The organism is Streptomyces sp. NPDC058092, from assembly GCF_042884935.1.
Classification (GTDB): Bacteria; Actinomycetota; Actinomycetes; order Streptomycetales; family Streptomycetaceae; genus Streptomyces.
In genome coordinates, this window is sequence record NZ_JBHVSY010000001.1 from 69592 (window position 1) to 84839 (window position 15248).

Annotated in this window: 13 protein-coding genes; 10 read left to right on the forward strand and 3 right to left on the reverse strand. The window is 69.1% G+C overall.

Features of this window, described 5'->3' with window-relative positions:
* The first annotated feature begins 50 nt into the window (after positions 1-50).
* Both ACFVV1_RS00375 and ACFVV1_RS00380 read left to right on the forward strand, forming a co-directional pair.
* Positions 51-1004: an N-acetylneuraminate synthase family protein gene (locus ACFVV1_RS00375; RefSeq protein WP_389982205.1), complete on the forward strand. Its 954-nt coding sequence runs from the start codon at positions 51-53 to the stop codon at positions 1002-1004.
* A gap of 11 nt (positions 1005-1015) precedes the next feature.
* Positions 1016-2071 (forward strand): hypothetical protein, encoded by a 1056-nt coding sequence (locus tag ACFVV1_RS00380; protein WP_389982208.1) that lies wholly within the window; start codon positions 1016-1018, stop codon positions 2069-2071.
* Between the two features lie 34 nt (positions 2072-2105).
* On the opposite strand, the gene ACFVV1_RS00385 is transcribed toward ACFVV1_RS00380, so the two are convergent.
* A complete protein-coding gene (locus ACFVV1_RS00385) occupies positions 2106-2480 on the reverse strand; it encodes a type II toxin-antitoxin system VapC family toxin (protein ID WP_389982211.1) in 375 nt (124 codons plus the stop codon).
* Positions 2480-2722: a type II toxin-antitoxin system Phd/YefM family antitoxin gene (locus tag ACFVV1_RS00390; RefSeq protein WP_266748107.1), complete on the reverse strand. Its 243-nt coding sequence runs from the start codon at positions 2720-2722 to the stop codon at positions 2480-2482. Before ACFVV1_RS00390 ends, ACFVV1_RS00385 begins: the two co-directional genes overlap by 1 nt.
* A 132-nt stretch (positions 2723-2854) precedes the next feature.
* Here ACFVV1_RS00390 and ACFVV1_RS00395 point away from each other — a divergent pair, with 132 nt between their 5' ends.
* The 8 genes from ACFVV1_RS00395 (at position 2855) to ACFVV1_RS00430 (ending at position 11787) form a co-directional block, all read left to right on the forward strand.
* The gene (locus tag ACFVV1_RS00395; RefSeq protein WP_389982214.1) at positions 2855-2983 is read left to right on the forward strand and encodes a hypothetical protein; all 129 of its coding nucleotides are present in this window, start codon (positions 2855-2857) and stop codon (positions 2981-2983) included.
* A 186-nt stretch (positions 2984-3169) separates the two neighbouring features.
* The gene (locus ACFVV1_RS00400; RefSeq protein WP_389982217.1) at positions 3170-4396 is read left to right on the forward strand and encodes an amidohydrolase; all 1227 of its coding nucleotides are present in this window, start codon (positions 3170-3172) and stop codon (positions 4394-4396) included.
* Between the two features lie 138 nt (positions 4397-4534).
* Positions 4535-5584 (forward strand): BMP family protein, encoded by a 1050-nt coding sequence (locus ACFVV1_RS00405; RefSeq protein ID WP_389982220.1) that lies wholly within the window; start codon positions 4535-4537, stop codon positions 5582-5584.
* Between the two features lie 418 nt (positions 5585-6002).
* Positions 6003-7586, forward strand: coding sequence for an ABC transporter ATP-binding protein (locus tag ACFVV1_RS00410; protein ID WP_389983852.1), 1584 nt, complete (start codon positions 6003-6005; stop codon positions 7584-7586).
* The gene (locus ACFVV1_RS00415) at positions 7586-8704 is read left to right on the forward strand and encodes an ABC transporter permease (RefSeq protein ID WP_389982223.1); all 1119 of its coding nucleotides are present in this window, start codon (positions 7586-7588) and stop codon (positions 8702-8704) included. Before ACFVV1_RS00410 ends, ACFVV1_RS00415 begins: the two co-directional genes overlap by 1 nt.
* Positions 8701-9966: an ABC transporter permease gene (locus ACFVV1_RS00420; RefSeq protein WP_389982226.1), complete on the forward strand. Its 1266-nt coding sequence runs from the start codon at positions 8701-8703 to the stop codon at positions 9964-9966. The genes ACFVV1_RS00415 and ACFVV1_RS00420 overlap by 4 nt, the downstream gene beginning before the upstream one ends.
* Positions 9963-10376 carry a cytidine deaminase gene (locus ACFVV1_RS00425; RefSeq protein WP_389982229.1) on the forward strand — a complete coding sequence of 138 codons (414 nt, stop codon included), beginning with the start codon at positions 9963-9965 and terminating at the stop codon, positions 10374-10376. The genes ACFVV1_RS00420 and ACFVV1_RS00425 overlap by 4 nt, the downstream gene beginning before the upstream one ends.
* Positions 10377-10509: 133 nt before the next feature.
* Positions 10510-11787, forward strand: a complete 1278-nt coding sequence (locus ACFVV1_RS00430; RefSeq protein ID WP_389982232.1) for a thymidine phosphorylase — start codon at positions 10510-10512, stop codon at positions 11785-11787.
* Between the two features lie 81 nt (positions 11788-11868).
* Here ACFVV1_RS00430 and ACFVV1_RS00435 read toward each other — a convergent pair whose 3' ends face one another.
* Entirely contained in the window at positions 11869-15210 is a 3342-nt protein-coding gene (locus tag ACFVV1_RS00435; RefSeq protein ID WP_389982235.1) for a S8 family serine peptidase, read from the reverse strand.
* Positions 15211-15248: the final 38 nt, after the last annotated feature.

Genomic DNA, 15248 nt, shown 5'->3' on the forward strand with positions numbered 1-15248 from the left:
CCCCAAGTCCCCCAAGTACCGCACGTCCCCCGAGTAAGGAATCAGGACACATGAGCACCTCCCGTCTGCGCACCCTCGGCACCCGCACCGCCGGCCCCGGCCACCCCGTCTACATCACCGGCGAGATCGGCATCAACCACAACGGTGACCTCGACAACGCCCTCGCGCTGATCGACGTGGCGGCCGAAGCCGGCTGCGACGCCGTCAAGTTCCAGAAGCGCACCCCGGAGATCTGCACCCCGCGCGACCAGTGGGACATCGAGCGCGACACCCCCTGGGGCCGGATGACGTACATCGACTACCGCCACCGCGTCGAGTTCGGCGAGGCCGAGTACCGGGCCATCTCCGAGCACTGCGCCGAGCGCGGCATCGACTGGTTCGCCTCCCCGTGGGACACGGAGGCCGTCGCCTTCCTGGAGAAGTTCGACGTCCCCGCGCACAAGGTGGCCTCGGCCTCCCTCACCGACGACGAACTCCTGCGCGCGCTGCGCGGAACCGGCCGCACGGTCATCCTCTCCACCGGCATGTCGACCCCGCGCCAGATCCGCCACGCGGTGGAGGTACTGGGATCGGACAACATCCTTCTCTGCCACGCCACTTCGACGTACCCGGCCAAGGCCGAGGAGCTGAACCTGCGGGTCATCAACACCCTCCAGCAGGAGTTCCCCAACGTTCCGATCGGCTACAGCGGCCACGAGACCGGCCTCCAGACGACCCTCGCCGCCGTCGCCCTCGGCGCCGCGTTCGTCGAGCGTCACATCACCCTCGACCGCGCCATGTGGGGCTCCGACCAGGCCGCCTCCGTCGAGCCGCAGGGCCTCACCCGCCTCGTCCGCGACATCCGCACCATCGAGGCCTCGCTCGGCGACGGCATCAAGAAGGTGTACGAGTCGGAGCTCGGCCCGATGAAGAAGCTCCGCCGGGTCGCGGGCGTCGTCGCTGAGAACGCCGAGAACGACGAGAGCGCCGAGGCGGCCCCGGCCGCCGAGCCGGTCGCGGTCTGACGGGCCGACCGGTGAACCTCGCCTTCGTCGAGAGCCCGGTCCAGCTCCTGAACGTCCTGGAGTGGGCCTACACAGAGGGAGGCGACGACCACGTCTTCACGGACGTAACGGTCGTCGTCCTCCCCCCGGTCGACCCGATGTCGCGCGGCCAGCTGCGCCGGATGGCGGAGCTGGCCCGCGACGAGGGCGTCAACGTCCGCTGGCAGGAGGCGCGCGGCGGCGCGGGCGCGCCCCTGAAGACCCTGCGCTCACTGGCCGGACTGCTGCGCAGGGCGGAGCGGATCGTCATCGGCGACCCCTTCTCCCGCTATGTCCAGCTCCTGCTCACCATGGTCCGCGCCCGCCGCCTCACGGTGGTCGACGACGGCACGGCCACCATGGAGTTCGTCGCCCAACTGGCCCGTGGCGAACGCCTGGTGCGCTGGCACCGCAGGGGCAGCTCGGGTCCGCGCGAACTGGTCCTGGCCCCGGTCACGGCCCGCGCCCGCAGCCGCTTCACCCCGTCCGCCACCCGTACGGTCGAGGTCTTCACGGCGATGCCGGTCGAGGCTCCGCCCGGCGTCACCGTCACCCGCAACACCTTCGCCTGGACCCGCGCCCGCTTCGGCCCGCCGCGGCTCACCAAGGGCGCGGACCTGGTCGGCACCTCACTGGTCGAGACGGGCGTGGTCGACCAGGCCCAGTACCTGGAGGCCGTCGCGGCCCTGGCCCGCACCCATGGGGCCACCCGCTACTTCGCCCACCGCCGCGAGTCCACCGACAAGCTCCACGCACTGGAGGCCGCCACCGGCCTGGAGATCGTCCGCCCCGACCTCCCCCTGGAACTCATCGCCCGCCGCGGCCCCATCGGCCGCACGGTCCTGAGCTTCCCCTCCACGGTCGTCCACACCCTGCCCCTCGCCCTCGTCGGCACGGACGTCAAGGTCGCGGTCTGCGACATCGCCCCGGAATGGCTCCGCGACACGGCGTCGCCGCGCGCCCAGGGCTTCCTGAGCGGCGTCACGGAGACGGCCCGGGATGTGCAGCGGCTGGCGCCCTGGCGGGCGACGGCGGTGACGGAGGCGTAGGGGGCGAAAGCCCGGCGGGTGTGGCGCAGAGCCGTCAGACGGGCATGACCTGCACGTCGTAGGAGGGGATCCACTTGTCGCGGGTCAGGATGGTCATCCCCTCGGTCTGAGCCTGTGCGATCAGTATCCGGTCGAACGGATCGCGGTGATGTGCGGGCAGTCTGCCCGCCCGCACGCCATGTCCCGCGGTGACCGGGAGCGAGGTGAACTGGCTGTCCCGTACCCGTTCCGCCAGATCCTCGGGGCCCTCAAGCTTTCCGAGAGACTGCTTGATCGCGATCTCCCACGGGGTGACCGCGCTGACGAAGACCGAGGGCTCCGTGTCCAGCAGGTGTTTGATTTCGTCGGTGAGCTCGGTGGAGTCGTCGAGCCACCACAGGACGACATGTGTGTCGAGCAGCATTTTCATCAGCGCATCCCGAAGGCGTCGGCCAGCTCGTCCGGCAGGTCGTCGAAGTCCTCCCTGATGTGGATCTGTCCCTGGAGCGAGCCGCGCCCGGTCCGCTTCACCCGGGCACGGAGCGGCACGACCTTGGCCACCGGTTCTCCCGCTTTGGAGATCACCACTTCTTCACCCGTGGCCACCTGTTCCAGGATGCGCGAGAGGTGGGTCTTGGCCTCATGGACGTTGTACTGACGAGCTGCTTCCACGGCTGCCTCGCAGGGGCGGATCGACGGGTGGGCTAACCACTGGACTAAGTCTACCCCGCGATCCGGAGGCGTGCGCCGATGACGGCTCCTGCCTGCCGTGGCAAGGGGTCGAGCGGGCGCGCGTGGCGGCCGATGCCGTACGCAAGCGTGAGCGTGCTGGCCGGGATCGCACTGATGGCCATGAGCCTGGACCTGCTGCCGGCCGGAGCCCTGTGCGTCGGGGCGGCGCTGGTTCCGGTGCGCCGGGGGCTGCCCGGCTGACGGAGCCCCTCCGGGACGTCGTGCGGCTGGTGGGCGGCCGATGAGTGAAATGGGCGAGTTTACCCACCTCGCTGCCGCCTCACACGCGACGACCCAGTCATTTATTCGTCTATGTGGCTGAACTTTTCTTGTTTCATGGTCAGTTGACGGGGGAACGGCCTTACCCTTCACCAGGTGAACCCGTTGATGTCCCGCGATTCCGATGCCCAGCTGCCCGGGGGCGAGGCGCTGTCCGGCACCCTGCCCGAGGCCTTGCGTGCCGAACTGATCGCCTTCCGGCGTGATTTGCACATGCACCCCGAGCTGGGCAACCAGGAGTTCCGTACCACCGCGGCCATCAAGGCCCGGCTGGAGAAGGCGGGGCTGGAGCCCTGGGTGCTGGACACGGGGTCGGGGCTCGTCTGTGACGTGGGCGGGAGGGACGGCGACCCGCGGCCCGTGCTCGCCCTGCGCGCGGACATCGACGCCCTGCCCATTCCGGACACCAAGGCCGGCGTCCCGTACCGCTCCACCGTCCCCGACCGGGCGCATGCCTGCGGGCACGACATCCACACCACCGCGGTCCTCGGCGCCGGACTCGTGCTCGCCGAACTCGACCGGCAGGGGCTGCTGCCGCGGCCGGTGCGGCTGATCTTCCAGCCGGCCGAGGAGGTGCTGCCCGGCGGGGCGCCCGACACGATCGCGTCCGGGGCGCTGGAGGGTGTCGGGCGGATCATCGGGGTGCACTGCGACCCGAAGGTGGACGTGGGGCGGATCGGGCTGCGGGCCGGGGCGATCACCTCGGCCTGCGACCGGCTGGAGGTCGGTCTCGACGGCCCCGGCGGGCACACCGCCCGGCCGCATCTGACCACCGACCTCGTCACCGCCGCCGCCAAGGTCGCCACCGAGGTGCCCGCGCTGCTGGCCCGCCGGGTCGACGCACGGGCCGGGCTCGCCGTCACCTGGGGCCGGCTGGAGGCCGGGCACGCCTGCAACGTGATCCCGCAGCACGCCGAGCTCTCCGGCACCGTGCGCTGCCTGGACATCGCGGCCTGGCGGGAGGCGCCGGACCTGGTGCACGAGGCGATCGACGAGGTGGCCGGGATGCACGGGGCCAAGACGGTGATCAACTACGTCCGGGGCGTCCCGCCCGTCGTGAACGACGCCGACGTGATCGATCTGCTCGCGAGGGCGATGACCGCACGCCGCGGTTCGTCCGCGATCGAGGACACCGAACAGAGCCTCGGCGGTGAGGACTTCTCCTGGTACCTGGAACACGTCCCGGGAGCCATGGCCCGGCTCGGGGTCCGTACGCGCGGCGACACCGCCCGGCTCGACCTGCATCGTGGCGATTTCGACGCCGACGAGGAGGCGATCACGGTGGCGGTGGAGCTCTTCACCGCCTCCGCGTTGCTGGATGGCAACCATCCGTAACCGGACAGGTCACCCCTGGTTCGCGACGATCCGATAACAGCTTCCGTACAGGGCTTTATCTGACATCTACGCGCGTTACGATCGCCGCGAAACCAGCGCCGGAAGAGGCGCTTCGGTCAGGTTTGAAGGAGCCTTCCCTTGCGCCGGATCACCCGGATTGCCACCGTGGGCCTTGCGTCCGCGGCGCTTGCGCTCAGTGCCACCGCCTGTGGCGGTAAGTCCTCGTCGGATGCTGGCTCCGACTCCAAGGAAGCCAAGACCGCCCTCGCGTACGACATCGGGGGCCGCGGCGACCAGTCGTTCAACGACGCTGCCTACGCCGGACTGGCCAAGGCCGAGAAGGAACTCGGCTTCAAGGGCACCGAGGCCGAACCGTCCGACGGTGAGTCGGACGCCGACAAGGTGCAGCGTCTCACCACGCTGGCCCGCGCCGGCAACAACCCGGTGATCGGCGTCGGATTCGCGTACGCGCCCGCCATCAAGAAGGTCGCGCCGAAGTTCCCGAAGATCACCTTCGGCATCATCGACGACGCCTCCGTGACCGGCAAGAACATCGCCAACCTGGTCTTCAACGAGGAGCAGGGCTCGTACCTCGCCGGCGTCGCCGCCGCCAAGGTCACCAAGACGAAGACGGTCGGCTTCATCGGCGGTGTGGAGACCCCGCTGATCAAGAAGTTCCAGGCGGGCTTCGAGCAGGGCGTCAAGGACACCGACCCGTCGGTGAAGGTCCTGTCGCAGTACCTGACCCAGCCGCCGAACTTCGACGGCTTCTCCAAGCCCGACCTCGGCAAGGCCGCCGCCCAGGGGCAGCTCGACAAGAAGGCCGATGTCGTCTACGCCGCGGCCGGTCTCGCCGGCTCGGGCTCGATCGAGGCCACGGCCAAGGCGGGCAAGTGGGCCATCGGCGTCGACTCCGACCAGTACAACCAGAAGGGTCTGGCGGCCTACAAGGCGCAGATCCTGACCTCGGTCACCAAGGACGTCTCGGGTTCCGTCCTCAACCTGATCAAGTCGGTCAAGGACGGCAAGCCGCAGAACGGTGAGATCCGCTACGGCCTGGACAAGGACGGTGTCGGCCTGGCCGACTCCAACCCGGCCTTCACCAAGATGACCGAGGTCATCGCCGCTGTCGACAAGGCGAAGAAGGCCATCGTCGACGGCACGGTCACGGTCAAGACCACCCCGTAACAGCAACTGCCGTACGGCTGGTTACCCCGGGGCCCGGAGCGCGCAGTCCTGCCGCTCCGGGCTCACGGGGTGTTCATCGAAGAAGTTCCGCCCGTCGCAGCGTCCTGGTGCCCCTCCCGGCACCAGGGCCTGTCCGGCAGATCATGGCCGGGGTCGCGACGCCTGGCACGGCACCTTGCGGCGTTGCCGAAACGCCCGAATAGCTCCGCTATTAGGACGCTCCGGCGCCTTGCGATGCACCGCACCAGACGCCGCGCCCTGTCCGACCCCGATCCGCCGGACAGGCCCTAGCCGCACAGGCCCAGGACCGAGTCTTTCGCGATGCTGTGTGCGCTGCCTTACGATTCGGCAGCACTACGCGTGTAGACGGCCCTCCGGCGCGATAGCTTCACCCCGCCCCTGCCCCTTTGCCCCGCTCCTGTCCGGCCAAGGAGAGTGCGTCATCAACGCGTCCACCAGCCCCCCCGCCGTAGAACTGCACGGCATCACCAAGCGATTCCCCGGCGTCGTCGCCAACCACAACATCGACATCACCATCCGTAAGGGAACCGTTCACGCCCTCGTCGGTGAGAACGGCGCCGGCAAGTCCACCCTGATGAAGATCCTGTACGGCATGCAGAAGCCGGACGAGGGCACCATCACGGTCGATGGGGCCGAGGTGGCGTTCGGCAGCCCGGCCGACGCCATCGAGCGCGGCATCGGCATGGTGCACCAGCACTTCATGCTCGCCGACAACTTCACCGTCCTGGAGAACGTGGTTCTCGGCGGCGAGAAACTGCACGGCATCGGCTCCGCCGCACGCAAGAAGATCATGGAGATCTCGGACGCGTACGGTCTGGGGGTCCGGCCCGACGCGCTCGTCGAGGACCTCGGCGTCGCCGACCGGCAGCGCGTGGAGATCCTCAAGGTCCTCTACCGGGGCGCCCGCATCCTGATCCTGGACGAGCCGACGGCCGTGCTCGTTCCGCAGGAGGTCGACGCGCTCTTCGACAACCTGCGCGAGCTCAAGGCAGAGGGCCTGACCGTCATCTTCATCTCGCACAAGCTGGGCGAGGTGCTGTCGGTCGCCGACGACATCACGGTGATCCGCCGCGGCACGACGGTCGGCACCGCCGACCCGGCGAACACCACCACCAAGCAGCTTGCCGAGCTGATGGTCGGCAGCGAACTGCCCTCGCCCGAGACCCGGGAATCCACGGTGACGGACGTTCCGATGCTCCGTGTCGAGGATCTCGCGCTCGGCGTCACCGACCCGGACGGCGTGGTACGTGACGTGCTGGCCGGCATCGACTTCACCATCCACAAGGGTGAGGTGCTGGGCATCGCCGGTGTCGAGGGCAACGGCCAGACCGAGCTGATCGAGGCACTGATCGGCATGCGGGACCCCGACCGCGGGGTGATCACCCTCGACGGCGACGACATCTCGCACGCCCCCACGCGCAAGCGACGCGAGAGCGGTATCGGTTACATCCCCGAGGACCGGCACAGGCACGGCATGCTGCTGGAGGCCTCGCTCTGGGAGAACCGGATCCTCGGCCACGTCACGGAAAAGCCCAACAGCCGGGGCTGGCTGCTGGACATCAAGGCGGCCCGCGCCGACACCGAACGGATCGTGCGCGAGTACGACGTCCGCACCCCGGGCATCGAGGTCACCGCGGCCTCCCTCTCCGGTGGCAACCAGCAGAAGCTGATCGTCGGCCGGGAGATGAGCCACGCTCCGAAACTGCTGATCGCCGCGCACCCCACCCGCGGAGTGGATGTCGGTGCACAGGCGCAGATCTGGGACCAGATCCGGGAGGCGCGCCGCGAGGGTCTCGCCGTCCTGCTCATCTCGGCGGACCTGGACGAGCTGATCGGGCTCTCCGACACCCTGCGCGTCATGTACCGCGGCCGGCTGGTCGCCGACGCCGACCCCGGCACCATCACCCCGGAGGAACTGGGCTCGGCCATGACCGGCGCCGCCACCGGTCATCTCGAGGCAGCACCGGAGGACGAGGCCTGATGAAGAAATTCGACAAGGACCGGCTGATCCTGGGCTTCGCCGGCCCGGTTCTCGCCCTGGTCGTCGCCTTCGCGCTCACCACCGTGGTGCTGCTCGCCTCGGGCAAGAACCCGTTCGAGCCGTACAGTCTGATGTTCGACTCGGCGACGTACGCCGACGTACAGGTACTGATCATCAACCAGGCCGGTACGTACTACCTCGCCGCCCTCGCGGTCGCCATCGGCTTCCGGATGAACCTCTTCAACATCGGTGTCGACGGCCAGTACCGGCTCGCCGCGATGGTGGCCGCACTGGTCGGCGCGAGCGTCCATCTGCCGGGGCCGCTGCAGATAGCACTGATCGTGATCGTCGCGATGCTGGTCGGCGCCTTCTGGGCGGGCATCGCCGGTTTCCTCAAGACCACCCGCGGGGTGAGCGAGGTCGTCTCGACGATCATGCTCAACTCCATCGCGACCGCACTGATCGCCTGGCTGATCCTGCCGAAGAACTTCGGTGAACAGCCCGCCGGCTCCAACAACCTGACCACCGGCGACATCCCGGAGTCCGCCTGGTTCCCCGGTCTGTCCATGGGTGCCGAGGCGGGGGAGATCTACGGGTTCACCTTCGTCGCGGCCGCCTGCGGTGTCGTCTACTGGTTCGTCCTGAACCGCACCCGCTTCGGCTTCGACCTGCGGGCCACGGGCGAGAGCGAGAGCGCCGCCCAGGCCTCCGGAGTGGACGCCAAGAAGATGGTGCTCACCTCGATGCTGATCTCCGGAGCCGTCGCCGGCCTCGCCGGCATGCCGACGCTCCTCGGTGACACGCACACGTACAGCCTCGACTTCCCGACCGGCATCGGCTTCACCGGCATCACCATCGCCCTGCTCGGCCGGAACAACCCGATAGGCATCGCCTTCAGCGCCCTGCTGATCGCCTTCCTGGACAAGACGTCCGCCTCTCTCGACCAGTTCGGGTACGAGAAGGAGATCGCCACGATCATGCAGGGCCTGATCGTGATCTCGGTCGTTGTCAGTTACGAACTCGTCCGCCGTTACGGAACCCGCCGCCAGCAGCAGAAGGTCGGCGAGGAGCTCGCCGCCGGTCATGCCCTCACGACCGAGAAGGAGGCCGCACTGTGAGCGCCAGCAAAGTCGCCGCCGCAAGCGTCGCCCCCAAGAAGGGCGGCGGTCGCCGCAAGCTCACCCTGCCCGTCGTCCTGCTGATCGTCGCGGGCGGCCTCGCCCTGGTCTCGCTGGTCCGCCTGATCAGCGGCGCCAACGACGTGACCTCCGTGGGCCAGGTCGCCGGTGCCCTCGAACTGGCCGTCCCCATCGGTCTGGCCGGGCTCGGCGGTCTGTGGGCGGAGCGCGCGGGTGTCGTCAACATCGGCCTCGAAGGCATGATGATCCTGGGCACCTGGTTCGGCGCCTGGGCCGGGTTCCAGTGGGGCCCCTGGGTGGGTGTCCTGTTCGGCATCCTCGGCGGCGCCCTCGGCGGCCTGCTGCACGCGATCATCACCGTCACCTTCGGGGTGAACCACATCGTCTCCGGTGTGGCCATCAACATCCTCGCCGTCGGGCTCACCCGCTACCTCTCCAACTTCGCCTTCGACGGCGTCGAGGGAGGTTCCTCCAAGCAGTCCCCACGTATCGAGGCGATCGACCGGATCACCATTCCGGGCCTGTCGGACTGGCTGATCGATCTCCAGCAGAGACACTGGTTCCTCGTCTCCGACATCGCCGGAGTCGTCGGTGGCCTGATCACCAACCTGTCCTGGCTGACCGTGGTCGCACTGCTGCTGATCCCCGGCACCTGGTGGGTGCTGTGGCGCACCTCGTTCGGTCTGCGGCTGCGCTCCTGCGGCGAGAGCCCGGTGGCCGCCGAGTCGCTCGGCGTCAACGTGTACAAGTACAAGTACATCGCCGTCATGGTGTCCGGCGGCATGGCCGGACTCGCCGGTGCCTTCCTCGCGATCGTCTCCACCGGCATCTACCAGGAGAGCCAGACCGGCGGCCGCGGTTACATCGGTCTCGCTGCGATGATCTTCGGCAACTGGATGCCGGGCGGTATGGCGCTGGGTGCGGGCCTCTTCGGCTTCACCGACAGCCTCAAGCTGCGCGGCGGCGCCGAGAACGTACACGCGATGCTTCTGCTGCTGGCGATCCTGCTGGTGGTCGTGGTGCTCTGGAAGCTGTACCAGAAGAAGTACGTGGCCGCGGTGATCTCGGCAGCCGTCTCCGCGCTGCTCTTCACCTGGTACGCGCTGACGGACCAGGTGCCGAGCCAGTTCGTCGACGCGGCCCCGTACGTCACGACGCTGCTCGTGCTCGCGCTCTCCGCGCAACGGCTGCGCATGCCGAAGGCGGACGGCCTCATCTACCGCAAGGGTCAGGGCAAGTGACGGCCGCCGCGGAGGTCGACTGGGCGGCGCTGCGGAGCGCCGCACGGTCCGCCATGACACGTGCGTACGTCCCCTACTCGCACTACCCGGTCGGCGCGGCGGCCCGCGTCGACGACGGGCGTACGGTGTCCGGCTGCAACGTCGAGAACGCCTCGTACGGCATCGGGCTGTGCGCCGAGTGCGGCCTGGTCTCCCAGCTCCACGCCACCGGCGGCGGCCGGCTGACCCACTTCACCTGCGTGGACGGGGCGGGCGAGATCCTGGTGCCGTGCGGCAGGTGCAGGCAGCTGCTGTACGAGTTCGGCGGGCCGGAGCTGGTCCTGGAGACGCCGGACGGGCTGCGCACGCTCGACGAGATGCTGCCGCAGGCGTTCGGACCGGACCATCTGAGGCCGGACCATCTGAAGTAGGCGGCATTCGCCGCAGAACCACCGTGGCCCTCCCGCCCGCCGGGAGGGCCACCCCCCTCTCGACTCTCTATGCGCGTAGAGTCATACGGGACTCTTGCGTACGTCACGTACCGGCCGGAAGGACTTCCAGGACATGGACGCCATCTCCGTCATCCGCACCAAGCGGGACCGAGGCGAGCTGACCCCCGAGCAGATCGACTGGGTCATCGACGCGTACACCCGCGGTGAGGTCGCCGACGAGCAGATGTCCGCGCTGGCCATGGCGATCCTGCTGAACGGCATGAACCGCACCGAGATCGCCCGCTGGACCGCCGCGATGATCGCCTCCGGGGAGCGCATGGACTTCGCGTCGCTCTCCCGGCCCACCACCGACAAGCACTCGACCGGCGGCGTCGGCGACAAGATCACCCTGCCGCTCGCCCCGCTGGTCGCCGCGTGCGGCGCCGCCGTGCCGCAGCTCAGCGGGCGCGGCCTCGGCCACACCGGCGGCACGCTCGACAAGCTGGAGTCCATCCCCGGCTGGCGCGCCCACCTCTCGAACGAGGAGATGCTGAGCGTCCTGGACACCACCGGCGCGGTGATCTGCGCCGCCGGTGACGGGCTCGCCCCCGCCGACAAGAAGCTGTACGCGCTCCGCGACGTCACCGGCACCGTGGAGGCCATCCCGCTGATCGCCAGCTCGATCATGTCCAAGAAGATCGCCGAGGGCACCGGCGCACTCGTCCTGGACGTCAAGGTCGGCTCGGGCGCCTTCATGAAGACGATCGACGACGCCCGCGAACTGGCCTCCACCATGGTCGCGCTGGGCACCGACAGCGGGGTGCGGACGGTCGCGCTGCTCACCGACATGGCCACCCCGCTCGGCCTGACCGCGGGCAACGCCCTGGAGGTGCGCGAGTCGGTCGAGGTGCTGGCCGGCGGCGGCCCGAAGGACGTCGTCGACCTCACCCTGGCCCTCGCCCGCGAGATGCTGGACGCGGCCGGGCTCAAGGACGCCGACCCCGAGAAGGCCCTCGCCGACGGCTCCGCGATGGACGTCTGGCGCCGGATGATCTCCGCCCAGGGCGGCGACCCCGACGCCCCGCTCCCGGTCGCCCGCGAGCAGCACGTCGTGACCGCCCCGGCCACCGGCGTACTGATCCGCCTGGACGCGTACGACATCGGCGTCGCCGCCTGGCGCCTCGGCGCGGGCCGGGCCCGCAAGGAGGACCCGGTGCAGGCGGGCGCGGGCATCGAACTGCACGCCAAGCCGGGTGACACGGTCACGGCCGGACAGCCGTTGCTGACGCTGCACACCGACACCCCCGAGAAGTTCGACTACGCGCTGAAGGCCCTGCCCTCCTCGTACGACATCGCCCCGGAGGGCACGGAGTTCACGCCGACGCCGGTCGTGCGCGAGCGCATCGCGTAACAGTTTCGATCGCACCGCACGCGAACGGCCCGCCGGGGCGGAGGAATCCGTCCCGGCGGGCCGCTCTCATGCGGTCGGCGCCTACTTGCCGAAGTACGCGTTGTAGATCGACACCGAGGACTTGTTGCCCTGCTTGTCCGTGACATTGGCCCGGTAGGAGATCGACTTGCCCTTGGCCGGGTTCTTCACGGAGATCTTGCCCGACTTGACCGTGGTCTTCTTCCAGGTCTTACCTGCGTTGTAACTGACGTACACGGTAAGCGACTTGAGGTTCGTGCCGGCGGCCGAACCCTGCACCGTCACCGGTACCGAGGCGGTCCTGCCCGCCGTCACCCTGCCGTCCAGCGTCACGTTGGGTGTGAAGCGGACCGTGGATGCCGGGAGCTTCGCGGAGCCCGCCTTCCTGGACTTGAAGGTCCAGCTCGCGTCGATACGGCTGGACAGGGTGCCGATCCTGGCGCTGCGCCGGACCGAGGTCGTCAGCTTGTAGTCCGCCGAGGCGGCCGGGAGGATGAACGGCTCCAGCCCGAAGAGCGGATCCTGGTTCTCGGCGAACTTCTTGCCGTTGCGGTAGAGGACCGTCTTCACCGAGGTGTAGTCCATGTAGCCGTCGTTACCCTTGCCGTCGGCGTGCAGCGGAATGGACGCGGACAATTCGTTGCCCTCGCGGATGATGCCGTCTCCCTTGGCCAGCCGCGGTCCGAAGACACCGGTGTTCACGGTCTTCGCGTACGTCCTGCCACCGGTGAACGCCTGCTCGGCACCGAGCGAGTACATGGAATCGACGATCGGGAAGCCCTGGGCGTCGTGACCGCCGACCTGCATGAAGTCGAATCCCCACCTGGCCTTGTCGGCGGTGGAGACATGGACCGTGCGGGTGCCGGGGAGCTTCTGCTCCACCGGCATGAGGGACAGTGTCCCGCCCTCGCCGGGGAGGCTGCCCCACGCGCTGATGGCACCGCTCTTACGGCTCACACCGGGCGTACCCATGGCCACCTTGACCGCGGCGAACTGCTTGGCCGTCAGCTTGCGGGTGTAGCCGGTCGAGAGCTGGGTCACCGGGCCGCCGAGCATGATGTCGTACTCGCTCGACGCACCGTTGTACCAGGTGCCCGTCCAGTGCTGGGACAGCGAGCGGTCGGTCAGCTTCGGGCCTACGTGCGCCGTGCGGAAGTTCTTCTGGTCCGGCACGGAGTAGCCGAAGCCCGCCGAGTAGTTCTTGTCCTCGATCGTGTAGTCGGTCGCGACGTAGCCGGGCTTGAGCCCCTTCACCGGCAGGGTGATGCTGACCGGCTTGGTCTTGCGGGCGTCGAACGTCACCGTGGTGTTCTTGGTGACGTTCAGCTTCGGCTGGACGAACCAGTCGCCGCCCTTGTAGACATCATCCGAGCCCAGCACCTGGTCCGCGCTGAGCGAGTACAGGCCCTTGGGCACCCGCACCTTCACCGAACCGTTGGTGATCTCGGGCATGAGCCACATGTCGGAGACGGAGTCGTCGAGGCCGGAGAGATCGGCTCTCGCGTTCGCGGGCGCCTTGCCGTCACGGCCGATGGCCTTGAGCGTCACGTCGTACGACTCGATCTCGCGCTCCACCGCGGCCGCCGTGCGGACGGTCTGGCCACCACCGGTCGCCACCACGTAGGCCGAGTACGAACCGTCCACCGTGCCACCGAGCCGGGTGTCCGCCGTCAGCGGCACGTCGGCCGTGCCGCCCGCCGGAACGGTGACCTCGTTCGCGCCCAGGGTGAAGAAACCGGCCGGGGCGGGCTTGCCCTTCGGGCCGAGACCCGTCACCGACAGGGAGAGAGTGACGTCCGTCGTCCCCAGGTTGCGGTACGTCACCTGCTCGGTGACCGGGGTGTCATCGGTGTGCGGCCACTGCTGCACACCGAGGTTCACCGAGACGGGGTCGACGACGACGGTCTGGGCGATCGCCCGGTCGACGGCGATCCGCCCCGAACCCTGCTCGAACGGGGTGTACGCACCCGGCTTCGTCGAGGCCGTGAGCGCCCCCTTGAGCTCGGTGTACTTCCACTCCGGGTGCTGCTGCTTGAGGAGCGCCGCCGCGCCCGCGACGTGCGGGGTCGCCATCGACGTACCGGAAATGGTCGTGTAGCCGGCCGGCTTCTGGCCGTACTCCCGGTCGATGAGCGAGCCCGGCACCGCGGCTGCCGTGATGTCCACGCCCGGGGCGGTGACATCGGGCTTGATCGCGCTGTCGCCGACGCGCGGGCCGCGGCTGGAGAAGTCGGCCAGCTTGTCGTTGTCGTCGACCGCACCGACGGTCAGTGCGGCGTCCGCACTGCCCGGCGAGCCGACCGTACCGGCGCCGAAATCGCCCTCGTTGCCCGCCGCGATGGCGAACAGGACGCCCTTGTCGGCCGACAGCTTGTTGACCGCCGCTTCGAGCGGGTCGATCTCCGGGGTGTCCAAGCCGCCGAGGCTCAGGTTGATGACGTCGGCGCCCTGCGCGACGGCCCACTCCATGCCGGCCAGGATGCCGGAGTCGTCGCCGTAGCCGTCGTCGTCGAGCACCTTGCCCTCGAGCAGCTTGGCGTCCGGCGCCACGCCCTTGAACTTCCCGCCCGACTTGGCGCCCGTACCGGCCACGATCGAGGACACATGCGTACCGTGCCCGACCCGGTCCTTCGTGTCGGACGACGTGCTGAAGTTCTCCGTCGCCAGGATCTGGCCCTTGAGGTCCGGATGGGTGGCGTCCACACCGCTGTCCAGGACGGCGATCTTGACGCCCTTGCCCGTGTAGCCGGCCTTCCACACGGCGGGCACGCCGATCTGCGGCACGCTCTTGTCGAGGCTCGCCTTGCGTACGCCGTCGAGCCAGACCCGGTTGATTCCCGGGGCCGTGGTGCGCTGGGGGCTGCGCTGCGGTTTGGTGGTGAGTGCGTGCCAGATGTCCCCGGCATCGCGCTCGGGCGTGACCACCGACTCGGCGTTCAGGGACTTCAGCGTCCGGCTGACCGCGGTGCCGCCGGCATCCCTGACGTCGGCCCGGGCGGACGAGGTCTGTGCGCCCTGGTAACCGACGATCAGCCGCAGGCCCTTCTGCTGGGACCTGCGTATCTCCGGACGGTTCAGCAGAGTGACGTCGAAGAGCCGCCGGTCGAGCTTGCCGGAGCCGATCAGCCCGCGGGCGTCCGACGGAATGACGAAGGTGTGACCACCGTGGTCCTGCCGCTGTACGGGTATCTGCGCACGCCCCTTCGCGGGCTGGAAGCCCACGACCCGGCCCTTGGCATCCACCGAGACGCGGTCGCCGGTGATGAGCGTCAGCTGATAGCGGGGCAGGGACTTCGTCCCCGTCGGCCGGACCTGATCCGGCTGTGCCACGGCTGGGGTGGTCATACCGGCCGCGAGCGCCACGGCGGCTGCCGTGGCGATGGTCGAAACACACGCGTTTCTCACGTGTCTGCGCAACTCTCCCCCTGGAGAATCAGGCGGCC